General features: G+C 61.0%; 22 protein-coding genes and 2 pseudogenes. 16 read left to right on the top strand and 8 right to left on the bottom strand.

Annotated features, from left to right (window positions below; genetic code table 11):
- Position 1 precedes the first annotated feature (1 nt).
- The 6 genes from MRBLPB4O_RS14545 to MRBLPB4O_RS14520 all read left to right on the top strand — a co-directional run bounded on the left by MRBLPB4O_RS14545 (position 2) and on the right by MRBLPB4O_RS14520 (position 6400).
- The gene (locus tag MRBLPB4O_RS14545; protein WP_341795648.1) at positions 2–913 is read left to right on the top strand and encodes a LysR family transcriptional regulator; all 912 of its coding nucleotides are present in this window, start codon (positions 2–4) and stop codon (positions 911–913) included.
- Between the two features lie 98 nt (positions 914–1011).
- Positions 1012–1941: a hydroxymethylglutaryl-CoA lyase gene (locus tag MRBLPB4O_RS14540; RefSeq protein ID WP_341795647.1), complete on the top strand. Its 930-nt coding sequence runs from the start codon at positions 1012–1014 to the stop codon at positions 1939–1941.
- A 24-nt stretch (positions 1942–1965) separates the two neighbouring features.
- Positions 1966–3156, top strand: coding sequence for a CaiB/BaiF CoA-transferase family protein (locus tag MRBLPB4O_RS14535; protein WP_341795646.1), 1191 nt, complete (start codon positions 1966–1968; stop codon positions 3154–3156).
- A gap of 12 nt (positions 3157–3168) precedes the next feature.
- Positions 3169–3693, top strand: coding sequence for a gamma carbonic anhydrase family protein (locus tag MRBLPB4O_RS14530; RefSeq protein WP_341795645.1), 525 nt, complete (start codon positions 3169–3171; stop codon positions 3691–3693).
- Between the two features lie 66 nt (positions 3694–3759).
- The gene (locus MRBLPB4O_RS14525; RefSeq protein WP_341795644.1) at positions 3760–5076 is read left to right on the top strand and encodes an MFS transporter; all 1317 of its coding nucleotides are present in this window, start codon (positions 3760–3762) and stop codon (positions 5074–5076) included.
- A gap of 43 nt (positions 5077–5119) precedes the next feature.
- Positions 5120–6400, top strand: coding sequence for an OprD family porin (locus tag MRBLPB4O_RS14520; RefSeq protein ID WP_341795643.1), 1281 nt, complete (start codon positions 5120–5122; stop codon positions 6398–6400).
- A 12-nt stretch (positions 6401–6412) separates the two neighbouring features.
- Here the strand turns inward: MRBLPB4O_RS14520 and MRBLPB4O_RS14515 are convergent, their stop codons facing one another.
- From MRBLPB4O_RS14515 to MRBLPB4O_RS14495, 5 genes and pseudogenes are all read right to left on the bottom strand, one after another.
- Complete coding sequence (locus tag MRBLPB4O_RS14515; RefSeq protein ID WP_341795642.1) at positions 6413–7555, bottom strand: DUF6708 domain-containing protein; 1143 nt, start codon at positions 7553–7555, stop codon at positions 6413–6415.
- Positions 7555–8538, bottom strand: a pseudogene (locus tag MRBLPB4O_RS14510) (hypothetical protein); the annotation flags it as partial. The gene MRBLPB4O_RS14515 and the pseudogene MRBLPB4O_RS14510, both read right to left, overlap by 1 nt.
- Positions 8527–8760 (bottom strand): annotated as a pseudogene (locus MRBLPB4O_RS14505) (DotU family type IV/VI secretion system protein); the annotation flags it as partial. The pseudogenes MRBLPB4O_RS14505 and MRBLPB4O_RS14510, both read right to left, overlap by 12 nt.
- Before the next feature lie 393 nt (positions 8761–9153).
- Positions 9154–10443 carry a cation:dicarboxylase symporter family transporter gene (locus tag MRBLPB4O_RS14500; protein ID WP_341795641.1) on the bottom strand — a complete coding sequence of 430 codons (1290 nt, stop codon included), beginning with the start codon at positions 10441–10443 and terminating at the stop codon, positions 9154–9156.
- A gap of 32 nt (positions 10444–10475) precedes the next feature.
- Positions 10476–10889: a VOC family protein gene (locus tag MRBLPB4O_RS14495; protein WP_341795640.1), complete on the bottom strand. Its 414-nt coding sequence runs from the start codon at positions 10887–10889 to the stop codon at positions 10476–10478.
- 91 nt (positions 10890–10980) lie between these two features.
- Between MRBLPB4O_RS14495 and MRBLPB4O_RS14490 the strand changes: the two genes are divergently transcribed.
- The 10 genes from MRBLPB4O_RS14490 (at position 10981) to MRBLPB4O_RS14445 (ending at position 21516) form a co-directional block, all read left to right on the top strand.
- Complete coding sequence (locus tag MRBLPB4O_RS14490; RefSeq protein ID WP_341795639.1) at positions 10981–11841, top strand: LysR family transcriptional regulator; 861 nt, start codon at positions 10981–10983, stop codon at positions 11839–11841.
- Between the two features lie 3 nt (positions 11842–11844).
- Entirely contained in the window at positions 11845–11967 is a 123-nt protein-coding gene (locus tag MRBLPB4O_RS14485; protein ID WP_341795638.1) for a DUF1737 domain-containing protein, read from the top strand.
- Positions 11968–12323: 356 nt separating this feature from the next.
- Positions 12324–13070: a gluconate 2-dehydrogenase subunit 3 family protein gene (locus MRBLPB4O_RS14480; RefSeq protein ID WP_341795637.1), complete on the top strand. Its 747-nt coding sequence runs from the start codon at positions 12324–12326 to the stop codon at positions 13068–13070.
- A gap of 3 nt (positions 13071–13073) precedes the next feature.
- Entirely contained in the window at positions 13074–14858 is a 1785-nt protein-coding gene (locus tag MRBLPB4O_RS14475) for a GMC family oxidoreductase (RefSeq protein ID WP_341795636.1), read from the top strand.
- Between the two features lie 12 nt (positions 14859–14870).
- Complete coding sequence (locus MRBLPB4O_RS14470) at positions 14871–16118, top strand: cytochrome c (RefSeq protein ID WP_341795635.1); 1248 nt, start codon at positions 14871–14873, stop codon at positions 16116–16118.
- A gap of 264 nt (positions 16119–16382) precedes the next feature.
- Positions 16383–17402 (top strand): transcriptional regulator PtxS, encoded by a 1020-nt coding sequence (ptxS, locus tag MRBLPB4O_RS14465; protein ID WP_341795634.1) that lies wholly within the window; start codon positions 16383–16385, stop codon positions 17400–17402.
- A 66-nt stretch (positions 17403–17468) separates the two neighbouring features.
- Positions 17469–18248, top strand: a complete 780-nt coding sequence (locus tag MRBLPB4O_RS14460) for an AP endonuclease (RefSeq protein ID WP_341795633.1) — start codon at positions 17469–17471, stop codon at positions 18246–18248.
- Positions 18241–19191, top strand: a complete 951-nt coding sequence (locus MRBLPB4O_RS14455; RefSeq protein WP_341795632.1) for a sugar kinase — start codon at positions 18241–18243, stop codon at positions 19189–19191. The genes MRBLPB4O_RS14460 and MRBLPB4O_RS14455 overlap by 8 nt, the downstream gene beginning before the upstream one ends.
- A gap of 59 nt (positions 19192–19250) precedes the next feature.
- Entirely contained in the window at positions 19251–20531 is a 1281-nt protein-coding gene (locus MRBLPB4O_RS14450) for an MFS transporter (RefSeq protein ID WP_341795631.1), read from the top strand.
- 10 nt (positions 20532–20541) lie between these two features.
- Complete coding sequence (locus MRBLPB4O_RS14445) at positions 20542–21516, top strand: D-glycerate dehydrogenase (protein WP_341795630.1); 975 nt, start codon at positions 20542–20544, stop codon at positions 21514–21516.
- Between the two features lie 39 nt (positions 21517–21555).
- Here MRBLPB4O_RS14445 and MRBLPB4O_RS14440 read toward each other — a convergent pair whose 3' ends face one another.
- The 3 genes from MRBLPB4O_RS14440 to bamA form a co-directional block, all read right to left on the bottom strand.
- The gene (locus MRBLPB4O_RS14440) at positions 21556–22521 is read right to left on the bottom strand and encodes an endonuclease (RefSeq protein WP_341795629.1); all 966 of its coding nucleotides are present in this window, start codon (positions 22519–22521) and stop codon (positions 21556–21558) included.
- A gap of 14 nt (positions 22522–22535) precedes the next feature.
- Positions 22536–22919 carry a hypothetical protein gene (locus MRBLPB4O_RS14435; RefSeq protein WP_341795628.1) on the bottom strand — a complete coding sequence of 128 codons (384 nt, stop codon included), beginning with the start codon at positions 22917–22919 and terminating at the stop codon, positions 22536–22538.
- 251 nt (positions 22920–23170) lie between these two features.
- Positions 23171–25534, bottom strand: a complete 2364-nt coding sequence (gene bamA / locus MRBLPB4O_RS14430) for an outer membrane protein assembly factor BamA (RefSeq protein ID WP_341795627.1) — start codon at positions 25532–25534, stop codon at positions 23171–23173.
- Positions 25535–25723 lie beyond the last annotated feature (189 nt).

The following is a 25723-nucleotide window of genomic DNA, read 5'->3' as shown; positions in this document are numbered from 1 at the left end:
GATGCAACCCCTCGACCACCTTTCCCTGAACCTGTTCATCGTCGTCTGCGAAGAAGGCACCATCGCCCGCGCTGGCGAGCGCGCGTTCATGGCGCCCTCCGCTGTCAGCAAACGTATTTCAGACATCGAGGCGCGCTTTGGCACCGCCTTGCTCAAGCGCAGCAAGCGTGGCGTGGAGCCCACCCCAGCGGGCCTGGCCCTGCTGCGCCATGCCCGGGAAATGACCCGTGCCATGGAACGCCTGGACAGCGAGCTGAGCGAATACGCCGAAGGCGCGCGCGGCCATGTGCGGGTGCTGGCCAATGTGTCGTCGATCATGGAGTTCCTGCCCGAGGAACTGACGGCGTTCATGCTGGAGAATCCACTGATTCAGGCCGATATCGAGGAGCGCTTCAGCACCGATGTCGTTCGTGGTGTGGCCGAGGGCAATGCAGACCTCGGCATCTGCCGCAAATCCATGGCGGTGGGTGACCTGGAGTTCGTAGCGTACCGGCAGGATCACCTGGCCGTTGTCGTTGCTGCTGATCACCCGTTGGCCGGCCGCAGCCAGATTGCTTTCGAGGAAACCCTGGGTTACGACCACCTGGGCCTGTCGGCCTTCGCCACCTTGAACGCCTTCATGCGTAAAAGCGCCGAACAGGCCGGCAAAGAATTGCGTTTTCGTTCGTACGTGTCGTCGTTTGACGCGGCATACCGCCTGGTGCAATTCGGGCTTGGCCTGGCGGTGTTCCCGCAAGAGGCCGTGGCCCGCTATGCGGCATTGTTCGACCTGCGGGTCATCCCGCTGACGGACGACTGGGCGCTTGGCGAGTTCGTCATCTGCATGCGCGACCGGCACACGCTGTCGCTGTCCGCACGGCGCCTGCTGGACCACCTGTTGCTGCGTGCACCGGCCTGGCAGGTCGCCGGCTGATCCATCGTGGCTGACGATGGATCAGCCCGTGAAACACGTCTTTTCTGCCCGTCATCCAGCTCTTAGTCTGGCGCAACGCTTCAGACAGAGAGATCGTGATGACAACAATAACAATCAACGAAGTCGGCATGCGCGATGGCCTGCAGAGCCTGCAGACAACCCTGCCAACCGCCGCCAAACGCCGCTGGATCGACGCCGCCTACGCCGCTGGCGTGCGCCACATGGAGGTTGCTTCGTTCGTACCGCCACGCTTGCTGCCGCAAATGGCCGATGCCCGCGAGGTGGTGGCCCACGCCCTCACATACCCGGGCCTGCAGGTAACCGTGTTGGCCCCGAACCTGCGCGGCGCCAGGGACGCACTTGAGTCTGGCGCCCATCGCATCGTCGCCCCGGTATCGGTCAGCATGGCGCACAGCCTGGCCAACGTGCGCCGCACGCCCATGGAAATGGTCGAGGAACTGGGGCGCATGTGCCAAGTGCGTACTGAAATGGGCCTGCATGAGGTGCAGGTCATTGCCGGCATGTCGGTCGCTTTTGGCTGCACGCGCCAGGGTGAGGTGCCGCTGGCCGACCTTTGCGCACTGACCCGCCAGGTGATCGAAGCCGGTTGCGACCTTGTCTCGCTGGGTGACACCACTGGCTACGCCAACCCGGGCCAGGTGGCAACGGTGCTCCAGGCGGTGCGGGCGATTGCCGGTGACCGCCTCAAGGCCGCGCACTTCCATGACACCCGTGGCCTCGCCCTGGCCAACAGCCTGGTCGCTGTACAGCAGGGTATTCGCGAGCTGGACGCCTCCCTGGCTGGCCTGGGGGGCTGCCCGTTCGCCCCGGGCGCGTCGGGCAATACCGTCACCGAAGACTTGGTGTTCATGCTGCAGAGCATGGGCTACGCCACCGGTATCAACCTGCCTGCCCTGATCGAGTCGCGCCAGGTGCTGAGCGAGGCGCTGCCGGGCGAGCCTCTTTACGGCTGCATCGCCCGCGCCGGTTTACCGCTGAACTTCGCCGACGCTGCCGGCCACGCCTGACCTGCCTGAACGAGGAATACCACGATGTCCAGACTTCCCTTGGACGGCATCCGTGTCGTCGAAATTTCCCACATGGTGATGGGCCCGACCTGCGGGATGATCCTCGGCGACCTTGGCGCCGAAGTGATCAAGATCGAACCTGTGCGCGGCGACGGCACGCGCCGGCTGCTGGGCGCGGGGGCGGGCTTCTTCCGCACCTTCAACCGTAACAAGCAATGCATCGCGGTGGATGTCGAATCGGCCGAGGGCCGCGAGGCCGTGCTGCAACTGATCGACACTGCCGACGTGTTTATCGAAAACTTCAAACCTGGTCGGATGCACAAGCTGGGCCTGGGCTACGCCGCGCTGCGCCAGCGCAACCCGCGGCTGATCTATGCCTCGCACAAAGGCTTTCTCAGCGGCCCCTATGACAACCGCCTGGCGCTGGACGAGGTGGTGCAGATGATGGCCGGCCTGGCCTACATGACCGGGCCGGTGGGCCGCCCGTTGCGTGCGGGCAGCTCGGTGAACGACATCATGGGCGGCATGTTCGGCGCCATCGGCGTACTGGCGGCGCTCAACGACCGTCACACCACCGGCAGCGGCCGCGAGGTGCAAAGTGCCCTGTACGAGAACTGCGTGTTGCTGGCCGCCCAGCACATGCAGCAGTACGTAGTCACCGGCGAGGCTGCAGCGCCGATGCCAAACCGCATCAGTGCCTGGGCGATCTATGACGTGTTCACCTTCGCCGGTGGCGAGCAGATGTTTGTCGCCGCCACCGGCGAAGGGCAGTGGCATGCGCTGTGCCAGGTGCTGGGGCAGACCGCCTTGCTCGATGACCCGACACTGGCCAGCAACAACGACCGTGTGTTGCAACGGCCACGGCTGCTGGCGCACCTGGCCGAGGTGTTCGCGCCACTGGATGCGGGGCAACTGGCGCTGCAGCTGGAGGCCAACGGCATCCCGTTTGCGCCGATCCGCCGCCCGGAAGAGTTGTTCGACGACCCCCACCTGCAGCAGAGCGGCGGTATGGCCGACCTGCAACTTGAAGACGGCAGCCACACACCCATGCCGTTGCTGCCGCTGTCACTGGACGGGCAGCGCCTACAGCCGCGCCGTGCGATAGCACGGATTGGCGAGCACACCCGCCAGGTGATGCGTGAACTGGGTTACAGCGATGCGCACATTGCCGAGCTGTGCGCGGCCGGCGTGCTGAAAACCGACGACGCAGCTTGAGGAGGGTTTGAGATGGCGATTTACCAATACGACACCTTGGCCCCCAACCTGCACCCGGAAGCGTACGTGGCAGAGGATGCCACCGTGATCGGCGACGTAACCCTCGAACAAGGCGTCAGCGTATGGCCGCAGGCCGTGCTAAGGGGCGACAACGAACCGATCCGCATCGGCCAGCGCAGCAATGTGCAGGAAGGCGCAGTGCTGCATGCCGACCCCGGCTTTGCGTTGACGGTGGGGCAGGGCGTCACCATCGGCCACCAGGCCATGCTGCACGGCTGCACCATCGGTGATGGTGCGCTGATCGGCATCCAGGCGGTGGTGCTCAACGGCGCGGTCATCGGCAACAACTGCCTGGTCGGGGCTGGCGCCATCGTCACCGAAGGCAAGGTGTTCCCCGATAACTCGCTGATCCTGGGTGCGCCTGCCAAGCTGGTGCGCGAACTGACGGCCGAAGCCATCGCCAGCATGCAGCGCAACGCCGTCGAGTACGTCGCAAAAGGCCAGAGCTTCAAGGAAAAACTGATCCGTATCCGCTGAAAACCCGCTGGCGACGCCCATGAAGGCGTCGCTGCTCTCCAATAATTACAAGAATGGAGATCCACCATGGTTGCCATGACCGGCGAACTGGCGCGTGAGCGCAACGACAGCCACATCAATGAACTGCTGCTGTACCGCCGCGTGGCCTGGCGCATTATGCCGCTGGCCATCATCTGCTTCCTGTTTTCGTACTTCGACCGCATCAACATCAGTTTCGCAAAAGCCCAGATGCAGCAGGAACTGGGCCTCAGCGACGCCGCCTACGGCCTGGCCGCGAGCATGTTCTTCGTGGGATATGTACTGTTCGAAGTACCTAGCAGTCTGGGCCTGAAGCGCTACGGGGCACCGGCCTGGATCTGCCGGATCATGGTGTCGTGGGGCCTGGCGACGGCGACGCTGGTATTTGCCTATACCCAGTACACCCTGTATTTCCTGCGCTTTCTGATCGGGGTGATGGAGGCCGGCTTCGGCCCGGCGATTCTTTTCTACCTCGCATGCTGGTTCCCGCGCAAGCACCTGGCGAAGATGAATGGCCTGTGGTTTCTGGCCGTGCCGCTGGCCGGTGCGGTGGGTGGCCCGGCAGCAGGTGTCTTGTTGGGGACCATGGATGGTGTGCTAGGCCTTGCCGGTTGGCACTGGCTGTTCCTGATGTCCGGTTTGCCCTGCGTGGTGCTGGGCCTGCTAGTGCTGTGGAAGCTGGACCGGGACATCGAAGCGGCAAAATGGCTGAGCCGTGAGGAGAAGGACCTGCTGGCGGAAAACCTGGCCCAGGACAAACGCGCCGAAAAGCCGGTTCTCGGCTCGATCTGGCGGGTGTTGCTGACCCGTGAAGTGGCGATCATGGCGTTCATCTACTACGTGATCAAAACCGCGTCCTATGGCCTTAACTTCTGGATGCCGCACCTGATCAAGTCATCAGGTGTGCAGGACATGCTCTGGGTGGGTGTGCTGTCGGCATTGCCGTACGCGGTGGCCTGCATCGGCATGGTGCTGCTGACCCGTCGCTCCGACCGTACCGGCGAGCGCAAGCGCTACCTGGTGTACTGCCTGCTGGCGGCAGCTGTGGGCTACCTGCTGGCGTGCCTGTATTCCGACTCGTCGCTGGCGATGATGGCCGCGCTGGTGCTGGCCACCGCAGGTACGTTCATCGCCATCCCGATCTTCTGGACCATTCCACAGTCGACCTTCTCGGGCCTGGCAATTGCCACCGGTACTGCGGCGATCAACTCGGTCGGGCAGCTAAGCGGCATCGTCGCACCGGTGATGGTGGGCAAGATCAATGACCTCACCGGCAGCGACTCCATGGGCATGCTGTCCATCGCCCCGCTGATCCTGATCGCCTGCCTGGTGGTGATGCGCTACGTGCGCAACCCCCGAAGCTGATTGGCGCTGAGTCTTCAAACAACAACAAGAACCAGGCACACCCATGATCAATCTTTCCCGGCGAGCATCGCTGATGCTCGGGGCGCTTTGCTGCGCCTGTCAAAACGCGCAGGCCGGCTTCATCGATGACGCCAGCGGCAGCATGGAACTGCGCAATTTCTATTTCGACCGCGACTTTCACGGTGACAGCGCCACGCAATCGCGGCGCGGTGAATGGGGCCAGGGCTTCATGCTGCGCCTGCAGTCTGGCTACACCGACGGTCTGGTCGGCTTTGGCCTGGATGCAGCCGGCATGCTGGGGCTCAAGCTGGATTCCTCACCCGACCGTAGCGGCACCGGCCTGTTGCCACGTGGCAGCGACAAACGCGCCGCGGACGACTATGCCAAGGCGGTGGCCACCTTCAAGGCCAGGCTGGCGCAGAGCGAGTTGAAACTCGGCGGCCTGAGCCCGCAACTGCCCTTGCTGGCGTCCAACAACAGCCGCTTGTTCCCCCAGTGGTTCAACGGTGCGCAACTGGTGAGCAAGGACCTGGACCGGTTTACGTTCACCCTGCTGCAGGTGGATGCCACCACGTTGCGCGACTCCACCAACTATGAGGACCTGACCGCCATGGCGCAGCAAGGGGCCTACTCGGCGACGGTAACCAGTGACCGGCTTTACTACGGCGGTGTCGACTACCAGCCGCTGAACAACCTGACCCTCAGCCTTCACACCAGCACGCTCGAAGACCTGTTCCGGCGTGATTTTGCCGGGTTCAAGTTCAAGACGCGCCTAGGGCCCGGGGATGTGTTTACCGAGTGGCGCTGGTTCAACGCACGCGAGCAGGGCCGGGCTTTGCTGGGTGAAGTCGACAACCAGACCCTCAGTACCAACTTCGGGTACAGCGTTCAGGGCCATACGTTCAGCGGTGGCTACCAGAAATTGCGCGGCGATACGGCATATGCCTACGTGGGTGGCACCGATACCTACCTGTTCAGCGAACAGCAGGTCAGCACCTTTGCCCTGGCCAATGAACGGGCGTGGATGCTGCGATACGACTACAACTTCGCTGCGCTGGGTATCCCAGGGCTCACGTTCAATGTGCGCTATGTGAAGGGCGACCATGTGGACCCGCAGCGCATCGCCAGCGCCAAGGGCAGGGCGCTGGCGGCTGGCGACGGAGAAGGGCGGGAGTGGGAGCGGACCACGGACATCACCTATGTGGTGCAGTCGGGGGCGCTCCGGAATGTGTCGCTGCGTTGGCGCAATGCGAGCATGCGCTCGAATTTTGCCGATGCAGCGGATGAGAACCGCGTGATCGTGGGGTACACGGTCGAATTCTGAATGCAGACACAATCATTCTGTGGGTGCAGCCGGTTCCTCTTTCGACCTGGATCTGCGCGGTTTTCGTGGTTTTTTCTCAGGCCGTTTGCCGGGTTTGAGCTGCCAGCGGTAGGCATTGGCGAGCAGGCGCTCCTGGATTGCGGGTGGGTAGTCGCTGAGGGTGGTCACGGGTGGTACGGGCTTGCCGGGCAAGCCGGCCTCGCGGATTACTTTCGGCCAGCGCGGTCGCCAGCACAGCAGCAGGCTGAGCCAGTGGCCGGTGCCAACAATGACGAAAGCGGGCCAGACGAACAGCAGGATAACTTTGAACAACCAGCTGCTTTTGCGGAAGAAACGCCCAAGCCCCTCGAACTGGGCGCTGAAGGCCTGGATGGGTGATGGTAGTTGTGTGCTCAGGCGGGGGCGGGGGACGGCGTGTGGGCCTTCTTCCATGTAGCGGCGGATGAACTCCCACTCGTCACGGAGTTCGCTGCCGCCTTGGCCTTGTTTGCCGAGTAGGGCCATTTCCATGTGGGGGAGGCCGGTGCGGCTGGGGTGCCAGACTAGCCCTAGTCGCATGCCCACGCTGAGTGGGTCATCTTCTGGGTCGATGGCTGTGCTTCCGGTTGTTTTCCACGGGAAAGTGACGATGCCGCCGCAGTATTTCGGTCGATGTAGGTGAACTTGTTGGGTTACACGATTGAAACGAATGAGCAAGTGACGGCTAGTCAGCATTTCTAGTCGGGTTAAGTGAATTCCATACTTTGAATAAAGATACACTAAGGTCGAGCTGACTGAGAGCATTATAAGTGTTGTAAGAATCGTGATTATGGAGCGACCCTCAGGGTCGGTGATGTCCATCCATAAAAATCCAGTGGTGGTGATTAGTCCAACAGCAATGGCCGGGGCGATAGCGCCGAGCGTTGCGAGCGTAATCAGCCCGCGCTTTTCTTCTGAACCACCACAGCGAATATCTAAGAAGATGTCGTTAAAAGCGAATACAGGGCCTCTTGTGCGCGGGTTTTCACTCACAGGTTGAAAGTGCATTTCTTCAGCCAGCTCGTCCTCATACAAATCCTGACGTTTTTCTTTCGGTGTCAGCTCTGCTTCATAGGCTTTTCGCGCAGCTTCGGATTCAGTAGCCATTTGCCAGAAACCCCATTCGATCAGATACATCACAATACCTCGCTGAATGCGGAGTGCAGGGTCTTCAGTTCTTCTTGTTCTTCAAACGGTTTTGAGTTTTTTGCAAGGCGGAAGCTGCTGCGTTTGCACCACTTCTCCAAAGCGTCGTCTTCAAATATGTAAATTATCACTGTCAGGACTAGGCCAATCCAGAAAGCGCCAAGAATAAGGCGGGCAAGTAATAACCGAGCGGCCTGCGTTCCGAGCTTTGTTGCAAGTGCTCCAAAGGACGTGGATAGCGTCCTGGCCAGCTTGGTCTTGGCATTTTGAGAAAGGTAGTCGAAGAAAGGTTTTGCAACAGCAATGGCCGTTCCTATTTCGGCCAGCGATAGGGTTATTGTCGCCATTCCTCTTACAAGGTACGTAGTGGCCAAAAGCCTGGATTTTTTTTGAGTCTGTTTGGTGTGTCCAGCGTGACTGTCGTTGAAATGTTCAAGCCAATCTGTGAAATCCCACCACGCCAGCAGCGAACCTCCAACGCCAGCCAATCCAGCCCCCCAGAGCTTTAACCTTCCTAAGGTGGCCGCTGCACCTCTCCCGGTCACACTGTTAGCGCCGTATCGTGTCACCACTTGGTCCACATAACTTGCCCCAATCTCGAAGCCCGCCGCAGCCGTGGTCATTGCGGCAGCCAAGAGTTCAGTCTTGATACGTGTGTCACTGTCACGCAGCTCGCGAGCCTTGAAAGCCATCAGCATGCCTTCGATGAGGCATATCAGGCCGGCAGCACGAACTTTATAGAAGTCGCTTTGCTTGTTATCAGCCTGCATTAGCCCTTCGGCCCAGGCCTGATCCAGGTACCGTGCAATCTGGCCACCGCTGCGTTGCGGATTGATTGGCTGCCCACTTCGTGCAGCTTCACTCACGCGTATTTCGACAGCCGTTTCATGTACCGAAGCAAACAACGCCAGGCGTAGACCGTGGTGCATCGCTCGGTCTGCGCTGCTCGGTGCCCCGGTTCTCAGTACCTGTCGCCGAATGACCAGTCCGAACAGCGGGCTTGCCGCGTCGAGCATCAGGTTTTCGAAGCCGCCACGCAGCTGGAACTCCGGGTCGGCGGGGTAACCGGATAGATCCGTTGCGAGTTGAGGATCAGCGCCTGTACGGAACTGTTGGGTTTCCTCGATATCCTCAAGCAGGACTGGCTTTTTCTTGACCGGCACCGGTTTGTCAGTGCCATCGGACAGTCTGGACATCCTTAATCCTCGTCAATTAGCAGGGCAACTCACGCAATGGCCGCGGACTCCCCATGTGATCGGGCGCAAGCAATTTGCGAAAGCCTGAAGACTAACGAGGAATCAATTTCTATGGGAGATTGAAACTTCCTAAAGAGCTGTAGGAAGTTTCGCTACAGATTATTTTTAAAATATTATTCGCAGGCAACGGGTCGGTGCTTTGGTATATGTTGCGGTTGTTTCTGGTGGCTGCTGGTGCCTCTGCTACGAGGGCCACGGCACAGCAGCGGCCAGTAGTGCAAGGCTGTTTTCAGGTGCCAACGCAACGCGTATATATGAAGAACCACCTGTGAACTTGATCGACTGACTACTGCACTTCCTCGTGCTTCGCAAAACGCAGCGATACTGATCGAATCACTGTTCTTGAGGGAGTGCTCTAGTTTCAGCATCACCTTTCACAGATTCATCACGGTTCTGGGATCGACTTTCCCATTTTGCCACTACCAAGGGGGCCAGCGCGTTGCCTAGCACATTCAGTGCAGTAACCGGCATATCCATTAGCCTGTACACGCCCGCGATCAAGGCAACACCCTCTAACGGCAACCCGGCGGCGGTGAGCGTGGCAGTGAGGATGACGAACATGAACCCCGGTACGCCCGCCGCGCCCTTGGAGGTTAGGACCATGATGAAAACAAGCATGATCTGGTCTGCCAGGGCGAGCTCAATATTGTAAACCTGGGCAATAAAGAGTGTCCCTAACCCTGCAAACAAAGAGGCACCATCAAGGTTGAACGAATATCCCAGCGGTATGACAAGCGTGGTGATGTTGCGTGGCACGCCTCTCACTTCGCTCTTGGCCATCAGTTGAGGCATGACCGTCGCGGAGCTGGCGCTACTGAATGCCAGCAATAATTCATCCTTGAAAGCCTTGATGATTTCAAAAATATTTTCGCCGACCAGCTTTGCAATGAAGCCGAGCACCACGATAGCAAAGACTATAACCGCCAGGTATGTCACGCCGATCAGCTTCGCCAGCGGCAGCAGGGCGTGAATACCAAAGCTGGATACTGTTACTGCAATCAGGGCAAAAATACCGATCGGAGAATACGCCATCACCATGTGCGTTACTTTGAACATGGTGTCGGCAACGGCTTGTAATGCACCTACCAAGGGAAGTCGCTTTTGCGGTTCCAGATTAGAAAGCGCAACCCCAAAAATTATCGCAAAAAACAGTACGGAAAGTAGCTTGGCTTCAGCCATCGCCGCGATGATGTTATCAGGGATAATCCCCAGGAGCACATTGCCTAACCCCTGTGAAGCACCCTGCATAGGGGCTTGCACTGTGGTGGTAGCTGCGCTGGAAAAATCAGCACCAATGCCAGGCTGGAAAATATTACCCACTAATAATCCGAAAACAATTGCCAGGCCGGTAACCGAAAAAAAGTAGACCAAGGCCTTTGTGCCCACTCGCCCGAGAGAACGGCCCCCAGATCCCGCAATCCCCACTACCATACAGGAGAAAACCAGCGGGACGATGATCATTTTCATCAGCTTGATGAAGGCATCGCCCGCCGGCTGAAGGACCTGCGCTACCAACCAGCCTTTTTGATCGGGAAAGTAGTTGAGCAGTAGCCCGACAATAACTCCTGAAAACAAGCCGATTGCAATCTGGGTGATCAAGCTGATCTTTTTTTTCGCAGTCATGGTGTTGAGTCTCTTGTTATTATTTAGATGTATCAAGAAGCGAAGACGGCGGGGAGATTCCTAAAGCCTTTGACTTCAATTGGATTGCCACTCGGATCCAGGAAGAACATCGTACATTGCTCCCCGGGCTCCCCTCTGAACCGAACGACTGGGGGGATCTCAAACACGATGCCTTTGGCCTCTAACCGCTGAGCAAGCGCTAGCCAGCGATCAAGCGGCAGCACCACCCCAATATGGGGCATCAGCACCATGTGCTGGCCCACTTTGCCTGTACGGGTAGTCTTGAATGGTTCACCAAGATGAAGGGAGATCTGATGCCCGAAAAAGTCAAAATCTACCCAGGTGTCAGTACTTCGCCCCTCGATACATCCCAAGTATTCTTTATAGAATTTTCGGGATTCTTCAAGGCTGGTAACATGGTAGGCGATATGGAAAGGATTAAACATGGCGACTCTCCTCAGCAGGGGGAGGAAAGCTTTTCAGAACGCGCGATTCATGTACACCCACCAATGCTTGGTCTGAGCATAAGGAATCGGTATGGACATCAGAACGCTTGAGGCAGTTATATCTGTCATTGACCACGGGTCAATCGCGAGTGCTGCAAAAAAGTCGAGTGTGTCATCGACGGCCATCAGCTTGCGAATTCAAAGCCTCGAAAAAGAACTGGAGTGCGAGCTTTTCAATCGAGATGCCCATTCGATAAGGCCCAACCAGAGGCTGATTGCAGTGATACAAAAAATTCGTGACATCATACTACAAGCCAATGAATTGAAATTCGATTTGCAACTTGATGGCTTGCGAGGGGACCTTAGTCTTGGCGCTATATCCACCGCGTTAACGGGGATCATACCGTCAGCCATCGAACAGTTTTCGGTATGCGCACCTGACGTGAAGCTGAAGATTACCCCAGGCGATTCAAGGCTCCTGTACGATAAACTTGTCGGTGGCGATCTGGACGCGGCCATTCTCGTTGAGCCACCGTTCAAACTACCTAAGTCTTTAAGGCTATATTTGCTCCGCTCCGAGCCGCTTGGGCTGCTAAGCGGTACGCCGGTCACCGCAGAAGCAGTTTTATCCGCCCTGCAATCTCAGGCCTTCATACGCTACGACGTCAACTCATGGGGCGGGTCATTGGCTCAACGTTACCTTGATGATCGTGACATTGATGTAAGGGTGGCTTGCGATATCGATTCACTGGAAGCCATTGATTTGCTGGTGTCCTGTGGGCAGGGGGTGTCACTGGTACCTCAGTGGCTCACGATAGGGTCGTTCAGTTCTCACTATATTCCCGTAAGTCAGGATTCCCGTTACAGCCGGAACATCGTATTGGCTTATAGTGAGTCAAATCGTAACTTGCCAGCCCTTCAGCGCCTTCGGGAGCTTCTCACCGCCGTTTAGGGAGTGAGTGATGCCTTGGAGCAAGGGTATCAGCTCCATGGTGGGCCTGCGCTCACGTTCAATGGCAAGAATGTAATCGTCGCCCAGGCTGTCATCTGGCCGGGGGCACAGGCGATTTCAGCCTGATAGAGGTTAGCCTTGGGTCTGCGGTGCCTGCGGGATCGAGCGCCGCCCGCGCGGCGCATAGCGAGCTGCGCTTGCTCCTACGTTTGTTTCGGTCCAGTAGCGCCTGTGAGAGGCGCGCGCGACGACACTGTAGGTAGCGGCATATCCGCAGAGAGTGAGACAGATGGAAAAGGCCTTGACCGACCGGCAGTGTCGGGGCGGCTCAGCGGGTTATTGTCAAGCATGAAACCGGTTTCAAAACATTTCTGAACGCGCTAGATTATTCGGCTGTCTTCTTGATGGCCTATCAAGATCACCTCCCACAGAAAATCAGATGGCGCTTATCAAGGCCGCCGCACAGCCGATGAGGATTCGCAATGCCTGAGCATGCCCCAGACAACCCGCGCAGGGACTTTCTGCGCAAGACCTTGACCCTGATCCCCGTGGTTACCGTGGCCAGCACAGGGCTTGGCGTGGGCGCCAGCCAGCTGCTTGCGGCCCCGCAACCGCATCAGCAACCGAACGTGCCGGCCACGCCGCCTGCGGGCAACTATCAACCGACGTTCTTCAGCGCCGAAGAGTGGGCGTTTGTACAAGCTGCGGTATCGCGCATCATCCCGGCCGATGAGCTTGGCCCCGGCGCACTCGAAGCCGGCGCCGCCGAGTTCATCGACCGTCAGATGAACACCCCCTACGCGACTGGCGCGCAGTGGTACATGCAAGGCCCGTTCAACGCCGACGCCGCGCCCGAGCTTGGCTACCAGTTGCAGCTCAGCCCGCAACAAATCTATCGCCTGGGCATCGCGGCCGTGGACGGCTGGTGCAAAGCCAACGGCGGGCAAGTTTTTGCCGCGCAAGATAGCGCTACCCGAGACCGTATTCTCAGCAAGGTCGAAGCAGGAGAACTGGTGTTCGACGCCGTCCCGGCGAAGGTGTTCTTCAGCCTGTTGGTGCAGAACACCCGTGAGGGGTTCTTCTGCGACCCGATTCATGGCGGCAACAAAGGCATGGTCGGCTGGACCCAGATTGGCTTCCCCGGTGCCCGCGCCGACTTCATGGACTGGGTCGAGCGTAACGAGCCTTACCCGTTCCCGGCTGTATCGATCCGCGGCGAGAGGGCCTGAGGCATGGCGACTGTGTTGAACAAAGTGGATGCGGTCATCGTCGGCTTCGGTTGGGCTGGCGCGATCATGGCCAAGGAGCTGACCGAGGCCGGGCTGCACGTGGTGGCCCTGGAGCGGGGGCCGATGCAGGATACCTACCCGGAAGGCAGCTACCCGCAAGTGATCGATGAGCTGACCTACAGCGTGCGCAAGAAGCTGTTCGTGGATGTGTCGAAAGAAACCGTCACTATTCGCCACAGCGTGAATGACGTGGCACTGCCCAATCGCCAGCTCGGTGCGTTCCTGCCGGGCAAGGGCGTGGGCGGTGCGGGCCTGCACTGGTCGGGTGTGCACTTTCGGGTCGACCCGGTGGAGTTGCGCCTGCGCAGCCACTACGAAGAGCGCTACGGGCGTAAGTTCATTCCCGAAGACATGACCATCCAGGACTTTGGCGTCAGTTACGAAGAACTGGAACCGTATTTCGACTTTGCCGAAAAGGTCTTTGGCACCTCTGGCCAGGCGTGGACCGTCAACGGCCAGGTGGTCGGTGAAGGGAAGGGCGGCAACCCCTACGCGCCGGACCGTTCCAACCCGTTCCCGCTGCCCGCGCAGAAGAACGTGGTGTCGGCCAGGCTGTTCGAAAAAGCCGCCACCAGCCTGGGCTACAAACCCTACAACCTCCCATCGGCAAACACCTCCGGGCCTTACACCAACCCGTACGGGGCGCAGATGGGGCCGTGCAACTTCTGTGGTTTCTGCAGCGGCTACGTGTGCTACATGTACTCCAAGGCCTCGCCCAACGTGAACATTCTGCCGGCGCTGCGCCAGGTGCCTAACTTCGAGTTGCGGCCCAATGCCCATGTGCTGCGGGTAAACCTGGACGACAGCAAGCGCAAGGCCACTGGCGTGACCTACATCGATGCGCAGGGGCGCGAGGTGGAGCAGCCGGCGGAGCTGGTGATCCTGGCGGCGTTCCAGTTCAACAACGTGCGCCTGATGCTGCTTTCCGGCATCGGCAAGCCCTATGACCCAGTCAAGAACGAAGGTGTGGTCGGGCGTAACTTCGCCTACCAGAACATGGGCACGGTCAAGGCGTTCTTCGACAAAAACACCTACACCAACAACTTCATCGGCGCAGGTGGCAACGGCATTGCCATCGATGATTTCAATGCCGACAACTTCGACCATGGCCCCCACGGCTTTGTCGGGGGCTCGCCGATGTGGGTGAACCAGGCCGGTAGCCGGCCGATTGCCGGCACCTCCAACCCGCCGGGTACGCCGGCCTGGGGCAGTGCCTGGAAGAAAGCCACGGCCGACTACTACACCCACCAGGTGTCGATGGACGCCCATGGCGCCCACCAGTCCTACCGTGCCAATTACCTGGACCTGGACCCCACCTACCGCGACGCCTACGGCCAGCCGCTGTTGCGCATGACCTTCGACTGGCAGGAAAACGACATCAAGATGAACCAGTTCATGGTCGACAAGCTGAGCAAGATCGCTCAGGCGATGAACCCCAAGGCCATTGCCGTGCTGGGCAAGCAGGTCAAGGACCACTTCAACACCGCCAGCTACCAGACTACCCACCTGAACGGCGGTGCGATCATGGGCACCGACCCCAAGACCAGTGCACTGAACCGCTACCTGCAAAGCTGGGACGTGCATAACGTGTTCGTGCCGGGGGCTTCGGCGTTCCCGCAGGGCTTGGGTTACAACCCGACCGGGCTGGTGGCCGCGCTGACCTATTGGTCGGCACGCGCGATCCGCGAGCAGTACCTGAAAAACCCCGGCCCGCTGGTCCAGGCCTGAGGAGCGATGAGCATGAAGACAATGTTGATCGCAACCCTGCTGCTCGGTGCCACTACGGCCGTACAGGCCGTGGCGAATGACGATCTGCAGGTGCGCCATGGCGAGTACCTGGCCCGCGCCGGTGATTGTGTGGCCTGCCATACCGCCAAGGGCGGCAAGGCCTTTGCCGGCGGCCTGCCGATGGAAACGCCAATCGGCACGGTGTACTCCACCAACATCACCCCGGCGGCCAGCGGCATCGGCAATTACAGCTTCGAAGACTTCGACCAGGCGGTACGCAAGGGCATTGGCAAGGATGGCAGCACCTTGTACCCGGCCATGCCATACCCGTCGTATGCGCGGGTCAGCGAGCAGGACATGCAGGCGCTGTACGCCTACTTCATGAAGGGTGTGGAGCCGGTCGAGCAGGCGAACCAGGCCACTGACATTCCCTGGCCGCTGAGCATGCGTTGGCCGCTGGCAATCTGGCGTGGTCTGTTTGCGCCCGAGGCCAAGCCCTGGCAGGCATCGGCTGCAGCCGACCCGGTGGTGAACCGTGGTGCTTACCTGGTCGAAGGCCTTGGGCATTGTGGCGCCTGCCATACACCGCGTGCGCTGACCATGCAGGAAAAGGCGCTGAGCCCTGCAGATGGCGAGCAGTTCCTGGCCGGCAGCGCACCGCTGGAAGGCTGGATTGCGAAAAACCTGCGTGGCGATCACAAGGACGGCCTGGGCAGCTGGACCGAAGCGCAGCTGGTTCAGTTTTTGAAGACCGGGCGTAGCGATCGCAGCGCGGTGTTCGGCGGCATGAGCGATGTGGTCGAACACAGCATGCAGCACATGAGTGACGCCGACCTTAGCGCAATCGCCCGTTACCTGAAGACCCTTCCGCCAAGCAATCCGAATGACCAGCCGCACGTCTACGACAAGCAGGTCGCGGATGCGCTGTGGAAGGGCGACGACAGCAAACCCGGGGCGGCGGTGTACATCGACAACTGCGCGGCCTGCCACCGGACCGATGGCCAAGGCTACACCCGCGTGTTCCCCGCGTTGGCTGGCAACCCGGTGGTACAGACCGCAGATGCCACATCGCTGATTCACGTGGTGCTGGCGGGGGGTACGGTGCCGGCGACGCACACCGCGCCCTCGAACTTCACCATGCCGGCATTCGGCTGGCGCCTGAGTGACCAGGAGGTTGCCGAGGTGGTGAACTTCATCAGAAGCAGCTGGGGTAACCAGGGCAGCGCCGTTACGGCGGGTGATGTGAAGTCGCTTCGCTGACCTCTCCAGCTGCACCCTGATCCACTGCGGGAGCGGGCCTACCCGCGAATGCGATGTCGAATCTACCGACGCATTCGCGGGTGAACCGCTCCCACATTGTTTTTGGGTGAAATTGTATTTGCATCAATTATTTAATTTGCTTATCTAATCTTGAATATCATCTTTGTTTCAACATTGCCGACCAACGGCAGGTTGACGAACTGCCGCAGTTTTGCTGTATTGAAACCGGTTTCATCGCTATCACAATAATCATAAGGACCGCCCATGACCGACGCGCCTGCCCATGCCCGCGAACGGGTCACCATCAGCGAAGTAGCGCGTGTCGCTGGTGTTTCCAAGGCCACCGTCTCCCGTTACATCGGGGGCGATCGCCAATTGCTGGCCGAAGCCACGGCCAAGCGTCTGGAACAGGTCATCGAACGCCTCGGCTACCGCCCCAACCAGATGGCCCGCGGCCTCAAGCGCGGCCAGACGCGACTGATCGGCATGCTGGTGGCCGATATTCTCAACCCCTATTCAGTGGCCGTGATGCATGGTGTGGAAACCGCCTGCCGTCAGCACGGTTACAGCCTTGTGGTGTGCAACACCAACCGCGACGACGAGCAGGAGCGTCACCACCTGGTGGCCCTGCAGAGTTACAACGTCGAAGGGTTGATCGTGAACACGCTCGGGCATCACCCCGGCGAACTGCTTAACCTGCAGCGTGACATCCCCATGGTGCTGGTCGACCGCCAATTGCCCGAGCTGAATGTCGACCTGGTAGGCCTGGACAATGCCGACGCCGTCGAGCAGGCCCTCGACCACCTGCAGGCCCAGGGCTACCGCGACATCCTGGCGGTCGGCGAACCCCTCGATGGCACCAGCTCACGGCTGGAGCGGGTGCAGGCATTCGGCGCGTCGGTCAGCCGCCGGCCCGGCATGCGCCAGCAGGTACTGGAAATCAGCGCCGGGCTGCAGGGCCAACTGGCTACGTTTCTTGCCAGCCGCGGCCATGGCCCGCAAGCCATCTTCACCTTCAACGGCGTTGCCACCTTGGCGGTGACCCGGGCCCTGCACGAGGCCGGGTGCAATCTGTTCGCCGATGTCGGGCTGATCGCCCTCGACGACCTCGACTGGTACCCCTTGGTCGGCAAAGGCATCACTGCGCTGGCCCAACCCACCGAGCGTATCGGTGTGGCGGCATTCGAAAGCCTGCTCGGTCGCCTGCGCGGCGACAACGGGGCAGCCCGGCGCATCGACTTCAAGGCCAACCTCATCATCCGCAGTTCAACCCAACCCCAGTAAGCAACGGCAGGCCCGCGCCTGCTGCTGCCGACTTAAAATGAAACCGGTTTCATAAGGATAAAAACAATGCACCCGAACCCCGTTTCCATCAGCCTCTCAAGCTACGGTGCCGACTTTGTGCGGCAGCGTGGCCAGGAGCAGTTCCTGGACATGCTGGCGGCCGCTGGCGTCAGCCGAGTGGAATTGCGCGAAGAGTTGTTCGCCAGTGCACCGGACGCGGCTGCACTCGGTGCGGTCATCGCCGCACTGCGCCTGGAGTGCCTGTACTCGACACCTCTTGAACTGTGGACCGCGCAAGGCGTGCCTGACCCGCTACTGGTCCGCAAGCTGGAAACTGCCCGGGCGCTTGGCGCTGTAGCGCTGAAGGTTTCCCTGGGGCACTTCGATGCGCACTGCGATGTAACCGCCCTGGCAGCGCTGCTGCCTGCGCAGGGGCCGCTGCTGCTGGTGGAAAACGATCAAACCGCACACGGTGGCAGGATCGAACCGCTGCTGCAGTTCTTCCAGCGTGCCGACACGCTTGGGCTGCGTCTGGGCATGACCTTCGACATCGGCAACTGGCAGTGGCAAGGCGAGCCTGCGCGGCAAGCCGCACGGCAACTGGGCCGTTGGGTGCGCTATGTGCATTGCAAGGCTGTGCAGCGCCGGGCCGATGGTCGCCTGGTTGCCATACCGCCCCAAGCGGCGGACCTGCAGGCGTGGACAGCGCTGATGACCGAGTTCGCCCCCGGCGTGATGCGCGCCGTCGAGTACCCCCTGGTTGGCGAAGACTTGCTGGCGCTTACCCGTGCCCAGGTACGCAGCCTGTCTGCATTGGGCGCGAGGGTGGAGGTGGCCCATGCATGAGCATGACGTGCTGTGCTTCGGCGAGACCATGGCCATGTTCGTCGCCGAGCAAACAGGTGACCTGGCCAGTGTCGGTCAGTTCGGCAAACGCATAGCCGGCGCCGACAGCAACGTGGCCATCGGCTTGGCACGCCTGGGCTTCAAGGTGCGCTGGCTGAGCCGGGTAGGCGACGACTCGCTCGGCCGTTTCGTGCTCGACAGCTTGCGCCGCGAAGGCCTTGACTGTTCCGGTGTCGAGGTGGATGCCAGTTACCCGACGGGTTTTCAGCTCAAGGCACGTTGCGATGATGGCAGCGACCCGGCAGTGGAGTACTTTCGCCGCGGTTCGGCAGCCAGCAGGCTGTCGCCCGCACTGCTGAGCCCTGCCTGCCTTCAGGCTCGCCACCTGCACGCCACCGGCATCCCGCTGGCGCTGTCCGACAGCTGCCGTGCGCTGTCCCACGCGCTGGTGGACGCCATGCGCGTAGCCGGGCGCAGCATATCGTTCGACCCCAACCTGCGCCCCTCGCTGTGGCCGGATCAAAACAGCATGGTGCGCGAAACCAATGCCCTGGCGGCCAAGGCCGACTGGGTGCTACCGGGCCTGGAAGAGGGGCGGTTGCTGACCGGCCAGCATACCCCGGCGGACATCGCCGCGTTCTACCTCGACCAAGGGGTGGAACTGGTGGTGATCAAGCTGGGCGATGCCGGCGCCTACTTCCGCAGCGCCAAGGGCGAAGGGCAGGTAGCACCCGTGCCGGTCAGCCGAGTGGTGGACACCGTCGGTGCGGGTGATGCCTTCGCCGTCGGCGTGCTCAGCGCGTTGCTGGAGGGCCGCGCCGTGCCCGCAGCAGTGGCGCGTGGCAACTGGTGCGGCAGCCGCGCCGTGCAGTCGCGCGGCGACATGGAAGGGCTGCCGTTGCGCCACGAGCTGGAGGCCTACTACCTGCGCAGAAGCGCGTGAGCCAGCCAACCCCGAATCACCTGTTGCAACAAAAAAAACAAGCTCAGGAGAACCAAACCATGCAAAGCCAAAGCCTGGCACCTCGCCGCTGGTGGTACGTCATCCCGATTGTGTTCGTCACTTACAGCCTGGCGTACCTGGACCGCGCCAATTACGGCTTCGCCGCCGCCTCCGGCATGGCCGAAGACCTGCACATCACCCCGGTGCTGTCTTCGCTGTTGGGTGCGCTGTTCTTTCTCGGTTATTTCTTCTTCCAGGTGCCCGGCGCCATCTACGCCGAAAAGCGCAGCGTGAAGAAGCTGATCTTCGTCTGCCTGATCCTGTGGGGCGGCCTTGCCACGCTCACCGGCATGGTCAGCAACGTCTACATGCTGATAGGTATCCGCTTTCTGCTCGGGGTGGTAGAGGCCGCCGTCATGCCGGCCATGCTGGTGTACCTGTGCCACTGGTTCACCCGTGCCGAGCGCTCGCGTGCCAATACCTTCCTGATGCTCGGCAACCCGGTGACCATCCTGTGGATGTCGGTGGTTTCGGGGTACCTGATCAAGCATTACGACTGGCGCTGGATGTTTATCATCGAAGGCCTGCCTGCCGTGATCTGGGCGTTCTTCTGGTGGCGCCTGGTGGATGATCGCCCGGCCCAGGTGAAGTGGCTGAGCGATCAGGAGAAGGCGGCCCTGGCGCAGGCACTGGCCGCCGAGCAACAGGGTATCAAGCCCGTGAAGAACTACCGCGAGGCGTTCCGCTCGCCGCAGGTGATCATCCTGGCGCTGCAGTACTTCTGCTGGAGCATTGGCGTGTATGGCTTCGTGCTGTGGCTGCCGTCGATTCTCAAGGAGGCCGCGAATGTGGATATCGTGCAGGCCGGCTGGCTGGCCTCGGTGCCGTACCTGGCGGCGGTGCTGGCGATGGTCGGTGTGTCCTGGGCGTCCGACCGCCTGCAAAAGCGCAAGCGCTTCGTCTGGCCACCACTGTTGATTGCCGCCGTGGCGTTCTATGGCTCGTACGCGTTGGGCAGCGAGCATTTCTGGCTGTCGTACGCGTTGCTGGTGGTTGCCGGTGCCTGCATGTACGCACCCTATGGCCCGTTCTTCGCGATCGTGCCCGAGATCCTGCCGGCCAACGTCGCAGGCGGGGCCATGGCGCTGATCAACAGCATGGGCGCGCTGGGCTCGTTCGGCGGCTCGTGGCTGGTGGGTTACCTGAATGGCGCTACGGGCGGGCCAGGGGCCTCTTACCTGTTTATGTGCGGCGCGCTGCTGACCGCAGTGGCACTTACCGCCGCACTCAATACATCCCAGACGAAGCGCGGTAGCTCGCGGCTGGCCATGAACTCATAGGAAAACTGCAATGAAGAAGCGAATCGTGCTGTACAAACGCCTGTCCGACGACTTGATGGCACGCCTGCAAGAGCGCGTCGAGGTGACCTGGGTGGATACCTCCCAGCCCGATGGCCTGGCCCGCCTGCGCGATGCGTTGCCGGGTGCTCACGGGTTGCTGGGGGCCAGCCTGCGCCTGGATGCCAGCCTGCTGGACCTGGCGCCACAGCTGGAAGTGGTGTCCAGCGTTTCGGTGGGCGTGGACAACTACGATGTTGCCGAACTCAGCCGGCGTGGGGTGATGCTGACCAACACACCTGACGTGCTCACCGAAACCACTGCCGACACCGGCTTTGCTTTGATTCTGGCTACAGCCAGGCGGGTGGTGGAGCTGGCGAACTGGGTGCGTGACGGCCATTGGCAGGCCAACCTGGGGCCGGCGCATTTTGGCTGTGACGTGCATGGCAAGACCTTGGGCATCGTTGGCATGGGCCGCATCGGCGAAGCCTTGGCCCGGCGCGCGGCAGCTGGCTTTGGCATGCGTGTGCTGTACCACAGCCAGCGCGCCAAGCCCGAGGTGGAGGCGCGCCATGCGGCACGCCAGTGCAGCCTGGATGAGTTGTTGCAGCAGGCGGATTTCGTTTGCCTGACGGTGCCGCTGAGCGCCAGCACCGAAGGCCTGATCGGCGCACGGGAGCTGGCGTTGATGAAGCCTGAGGCGATCCTGGTGAACATCTCACGCGGGCGCGTGGTGGATGAGCAGGCGCTAGTCGAAGCGTTGCGGGCCAGGCGCATACGCGGTGCGGGGCTGGATGTGTTTGTGCAGGAGCCGCTATCAGTAGACTCGCCGCTGTTGCAGCTCGATAACGTGGTAGCGACACCGCATATCGGCTCCGCGACCGAGGAAACCCGCCAGGCCATGGCGCGTTGCGCGGTAGACAACCTGCTCAGCGCGCTGGCCGGCGAGCGGCCGGCGAATTTGGTGAATGAGGAGTGCAGGACCTGAGAACAAGGGGCTGCACAGCAGCCCCCGTACAATACAGGTCTATCGGCAGTTACCTGCCTTGCGATAGCCCGCTGCCTGCGCCTCACCCTCGTTAGCGAAGGTAACCTGGTTCTTGGCGGCAACCTGGTTATAGCCCGGGCAGCCAGCAGACAGGTGATAAACGTGGCTGTTGCGGTTGCCAAGCACGGCCCCGACTGACTGGACAGTGGCCAGGCTCGGCTTGGCCTCTGCCTTGCTGGCTTTCACCGGCACCGCTTGCGCCACGCCACTGCCAACTGGCTTGTAGTCAGCCGTCCACTTGCGTTCCCCGCTCACGAACGGGTTGGCGTGCCCCATGATCGCGGCAATGCGCCGGTCGCGCTCTTTCTCCCAGGCCGACACCGGGTGCTGTTTGTCCCAGGCCATCAGCAGCTGTTGCTGCTGGCGCGACATGCTCAGTTGGTAACGGTCGAACATGTAGAACGTGGTACGGGCCACCAGGCCTTTGACTTCATCGCGCGGTTCGGCGGCGCGCTGGACGAAGTCGACCTTGGTGGTGCACTGGCCATACTCGCCGGCATTGCCCGCGACCATGCCGTAGTTGAAGTTGCTGCGGTCGCCGTTGACCTCGCCCACGGCCGGGTAGAGGTTGAACAGGTCGGCTTCCATGGCGCGGAACACCGGGTCGTTGTCCACGCAGTGCTCGCGGCCGCCGTTCTTCCAGCACTGGCGCTGGTTGCCGAAGGTGTAGGCGGGCACGATGTGTTCCCACTCGGTGCGCTCGGCGCGGTTCTGTTGCTTGCGGGTCTGGTAGCCGCACGATGCGGCATCGATGCGCCCACCCGACTTACCCACCCAGGTCCACTTGCAACCGCAGTACAGGTCGCCCATGGCACTGCTGGCCTGGTCCAGGTACACCTTCTGCTTGGCCACCACCTTGGCCTCGGTGAACGTCGCTGGCGGGTTGGCCAAGGCAGGGAGGGTGAAGGAAAACACTAAGGTTACGGCGTAAAGCAGTGATTTCATGGGAAAAACATATTTCAGATTGGGGCGCGCATTGTAATGCTTTCCCCGTCGCTGGCCAGCTCGCTGAGCCATACCAGCGGTCGGCCCGGGTCGTCGCCGGCCATGCGGTTGAACGTGGCTGAGTCGAGCATATCCCTTACCTGAGCGCCCATGCGCAGCAGCCGCTCGATGAAACCGGCACCGACGTCGCCAGAGTCCTCAAGTGAAACGCCGCTCTGGTTGTGCTGTATTGCCAAGTGGTAATGACTGACCCCGGCGCCATTGCCACTGCCGCCCAGCACCACGGTAAAGCGTGGGCCCAGCAGGCCGGCCAGGCGTTGCTGGACCAGGTCGAGCAGTGCGACCGGTACTTCATCGTGGCGCAGTGATGTGGGGAAACAGGGTGTGAACGGAGGCATGAGGGTGTCCTGCTGGGCGGGTTCGGGTGTTGCCCAGCTTAGGCAAGGTGACTGTCAACTTGGGTTAAGCGGGGGTAAAAGCGGGTAATACTCAAACAGGCCCTACGCGGTCCCTGTAGGAGCGGCCTTGTGCCGCGATGGGCTGCGCAGCAGCCCCGGGATTTCAGTGTCATGGCAACAACTTATGGGGCTGCTGCGCAGCCCATCGCGGCACAAGGCCGCTCCTACAGGGGCCGTGCATGGCTGGTGTATCAGAACGTCTGCCCCAGCGAGAACTGGAAGATCTGCGTCTCGGCGTTGTCCGGCTTTTTCAATGGCGCCGCCAGGCTGAAGCTCAGTGGCCCCATCGGGCTGTACCAGGTCACACCAACCCCCAGCGACACGGCCATCTGCGCCAGGTCGATGCTGCCGCAGCCCTGGGTGGTCGAGAGGTAGCAGGTGTCGGCATAAACGTTGCCGGCGTCGACGAACAGAGAGCTGCGCAGCTGGCTCTGGTCCTTCACGAACGGCAACGGGAAGATGTATTCGGCGCCGCCGGTAATCAGGATGTTGCCCCCCAGCACGTCGGTGTCGCGGTCGGAATAGTAAGCCTGACCGGCGCTGGCGTAGGTGCCGGTGGCCGGGGTATTGCGCGGGCCGAGGGTGCCGTCCTTGAACCCGCGCACCGAACCCTGGCCCCCTGCGGTGTAGCTTTCATAGAACGGCAAGCCGTCGGTGGACCCGTAGCCATTGCCATAGCCCAGCTCGGTGTGCAGGCGCAGCGAGGTGTTGTTGGTCACCGGCAGGAAGGCCTGGCCGTTGTAGTCCAGTTTGTAGAACGACAGGTCGCTGCCAGGGGTTGTGGCCATCAGCGTGAGGCTTTGCGAGTGGCCACGGGTGGCCAACACGCCTTTGTTGAGGGTGGATTCCGACCAACCGATCGACGCCTTCAGGTTGTTGAAACTCTTGCCCTCACGGGAGATGAAGTCGTAGATCTCGTCGGCGCTATAGGTACCCGGCGAAATGTCGTCATGCTGCAGGGTCAGGCCGTAGGTCAGGCGCGAGGTTTCGTTGATCGGGTAGCCAAAGCTGACCCCGGCGCCGTAGCTGTTGATCGCATAGTACGAAACGCCATCGTCGTAGTAGTCGCTGTAGTCGGTGGTGTTGTAGAACAGGTTGTAGCCCAGGCTGACACCGTCGGCGGTGAAGTAGGGGTCGACGAAGCCGAAGTTGTACTTGGTCTGGTATTCGCTGCGAGTCAGGCCGATGGACACCTTGTTACCGGTACCGAGGAAGTTGCTCTGGCTGATCGAACCACCGAGGATCAGGCCGGCGCTCTGGGCGAAACCGACGCTGGCGGTGATCGAGCCGGAGGCTTGCTCTTCGACGCTGTAGTTGACGTCGACCTGGTCGTCAGTGCCTGGCACCGGCGGAGTCTCGACGTTGATTTCCTTGAAGAAGCCCAGGCGCTCCAGACGGGTCTTGGACTGATCGATCAGGTAGGTCGAAGCCCAGCCGCCTTCCATCTGGCGCATTTCGCGACGCAGCACTTCGTCTTCGGTCTTGGTGTTGCCGCGGTAGTTGATGCGGTTGACGTAGGCACGCTTGCCCGGATCGACCACGAACATGATGTCGACCGTGTGGTCCTGGTCGTTCGGCTGTGGCACGCCGTTGACGTTGGCGAAGGTGTAGCCTTCGTTGCCCAGACGACGGGTGATCAGCTCGGAGGTGGTGGTCATCACCTTGCGCGAGAACACCTGGCCCGGCTGCACCAGCAGCAGCGACTTGACCTGGTCTTCCGGCACTTTCAGGTCACCGGACAGCTTCACGTCGCGAACGGTGTACTTCTCGCCTTCGTTGATGTTGACGGTGATGTAGACGTGTTTCTTGTCTGGCGTGATGGACACCTGGGTGGAGGCGATGTCCATGTTGATGTAGCCGCGGTCGAGGTAGTAGGAACGCAGCCGCTCCAGGTCACCGGACAGTTTTTCGCGGGCGTACTTGTCGTCGTTCTTGAAGAACGACAGCCAGTTGGTGGTCTTCAGCTCGAACAGCTGGCCCAGGGTGTCATCATCGAACACGTTGTTGCCAACGATGTTGATGTGCTGGATGGCAGCGACGGTGCCTTCGTTGATCTTGATCTTCAGCGCCACGCGGTTGCGCGGCTGCGGCACGACTTCGGCGTCGACCTCGGCCGAATAGCGGCCCTGGGCCACATACTGGCGCTGCAGCTCGTTACGCACACCTTCAAGGGTGGCACGCTGGAAGATCTCGCCTTCGGCCAGGCCCGATTGTTTCAAGCCCTTCATCAGGTCTTCGGTGCTGATCGCTTTGTTGCCTTCGATCTCGATGCTCGACACCGACGGGCGCTCGACCACGTTGATGATCAGCACATTGCCATCGCGGTTCAGCTGGATGTCCTGGAAGAACCCGGTCTTGAACAGGGAACGGGTCGAGTCCACCAGGCGGCGGTCATCGGCCTGATCGCCGACGTTCAGCGGCAAGGCACCGAAGACACTGCCAGCGGAAACCCGCTGCAGGCCGTTGACGCGGATGTCGGCGATCCTGAAGGGGGAGGCCTGGGCCAGCGTGGCTTTCAGCAACAGGATGGAGAGCAACAGGCGCGGGTAGTTCATCGGGGGTTCCAGACAAGCGGATTCGAAGGGGGCAAGCGCGGGCAACCCGCTAGCAGCGGGCGATGAGGATACGGGCGGGCTGTGTACGGCGCGGTTAGCCGAGGGTAAAGATGTGTAAAGTCCGACCGGCCGGCGGTGACAGCCCCGGCCGCCGGGGCGATCATTACAGCCCCTGCAATTGCGATATCT

The sequence above is a fragment of the Pseudomonas sp. LPB4.O genome, assembly GCF_038383825.1.
GTDB classification, from domain to species: domain Bacteria; phylum Pseudomonadota; class Gammaproteobacteria; order Pseudomonadales; family Pseudomonadaceae; genus Aquipseudomonas; species Aquipseudomonas putida.
The sequence above is the reverse complement of the archived record's forward strand: the minus strand, read 5'-3'. Positions and strand labels throughout refer to the sequence as shown.

Coding starts and splice junctions, on each gene's coding strand:
- MRBLPB4O_RS14545 (WP_341795648.1), top strand. CDS start 2: ATGCAACCCCTCGACCACCTTTCCCTGAACCTGTTCATCGTCGTCTGC.
- MRBLPB4O_RS14540 (WP_341795647.1), top strand. CDS start 1,012: ATGACAACAATAACAATCAACGAAGTCGGCATGCGCGATGGCCTGCAG.
- MRBLPB4O_RS14535 (WP_341795646.1), top strand. CDS start 1,966: ATGTCCAGACTTCCCTTGGACGGCATCCGTGTCGTCGAAATTTCCCAC.
- MRBLPB4O_RS14530 (WP_341795645.1), top strand. CDS start 3,169: ATGGCGATTTACCAATACGACACCTTGGCCCCCAACCTGCACCCGGAA.
- MRBLPB4O_RS14525 (WP_341795644.1), top strand. CDS start 3,760: ATGGTTGCCATGACCGGCGAACTGGCGCGTGAGCGCAACGACAGCCAC.
- MRBLPB4O_RS14520 (WP_341795643.1), top strand. CDS start 5,120: ATGATCAATCTTTCCCGGCGAGCATCGCTGATGCTCGGGGCGCTTTGC.
- MRBLPB4O_RS14515 (WP_341795642.1), bottom strand. CDS start 7,555: ATGTATCTGATCGAATGGGGTTTCTGGCAAATGGCTACTGAATCCGAA.
- MRBLPB4O_RS14500 (WP_341795641.1), bottom strand. CDS start 10,443: ATGACTGCGAAAAAAAAGATCAGCTTGATCACCCAGATTGCAATCGGC.
- MRBLPB4O_RS14495 (WP_341795640.1), bottom strand. CDS start 10,889: ATGTTTAATCCTTTCCATATCGCCTACCATGTTACCAGCCTTGAAGAA.
- MRBLPB4O_RS14490 (WP_341795639.1), top strand. CDS start 10,981: ATGGACATCAGAACGCTTGAGGCAGTTATATCTGTCATTGACCACGGG.
- MRBLPB4O_RS14480 (WP_341795637.1), top strand. CDS start 12,324: ATGCCTGAGCATGCCCCAGACAACCCGCGCAGGGACTTTCTGCGCAAG.
- MRBLPB4O_RS14475 (WP_341795636.1), top strand. CDS start 13,074: ATGGCGACTGTGTTGAACAAAGTGGATGCGGTCATCGTCGGCTTCGGT.
- MRBLPB4O_RS14470 (WP_341795635.1), top strand. CDS start 14,871: ATGAAGACAATGTTGATCGCAACCCTGCTGCTCGGTGCCACTACGGCC.
- ptxS (WP_341795634.1), top strand. CDS start 16,383: ATGACCGACGCGCCTGCCCATGCCCGCGAACGGGTCACCATCAGCGAA.
- MRBLPB4O_RS14460 (WP_341795633.1), top strand. CDS start 17,469: ATGCACCCGAACCCCGTTTCCATCAGCCTCTCAAGCTACGGTGCCGAC.
- MRBLPB4O_RS14455 (WP_341795632.1), top strand. CDS start 18,241: ATGCATGAGCATGACGTGCTGTGCTTCGGCGAGACCATGGCCATGTTC.
- MRBLPB4O_RS14450 (WP_341795631.1), top strand. CDS start 19,251: ATGCAAAGCCAAAGCCTGGCACCTCGCCGCTGGTGGTACGTCATCCCG.
- MRBLPB4O_RS14445 (WP_341795630.1), top strand. CDS start 20,542: ATGAAGAAGCGAATCGTGCTGTACAAACGCCTGTCCGACGACTTGATG.
- MRBLPB4O_RS14440 (WP_341795629.1), bottom strand. CDS start 22,521: ATGAAATCACTGCTTTACGCCGTAACCTTAGTGTTTTCCTTCACCCTC.
- MRBLPB4O_RS14435 (WP_341795628.1), bottom strand. CDS start 22,919: ATGCCTCCGTTCACACCCTGTTTCCCCACATCACTGCGCCACGATGAA.
- bamA (WP_341795627.1), bottom strand. CDS start 25,534: ATGAACTACCCGCGCCTGTTGCTCTCCATCCTGTTGCTGAAAGCCACG.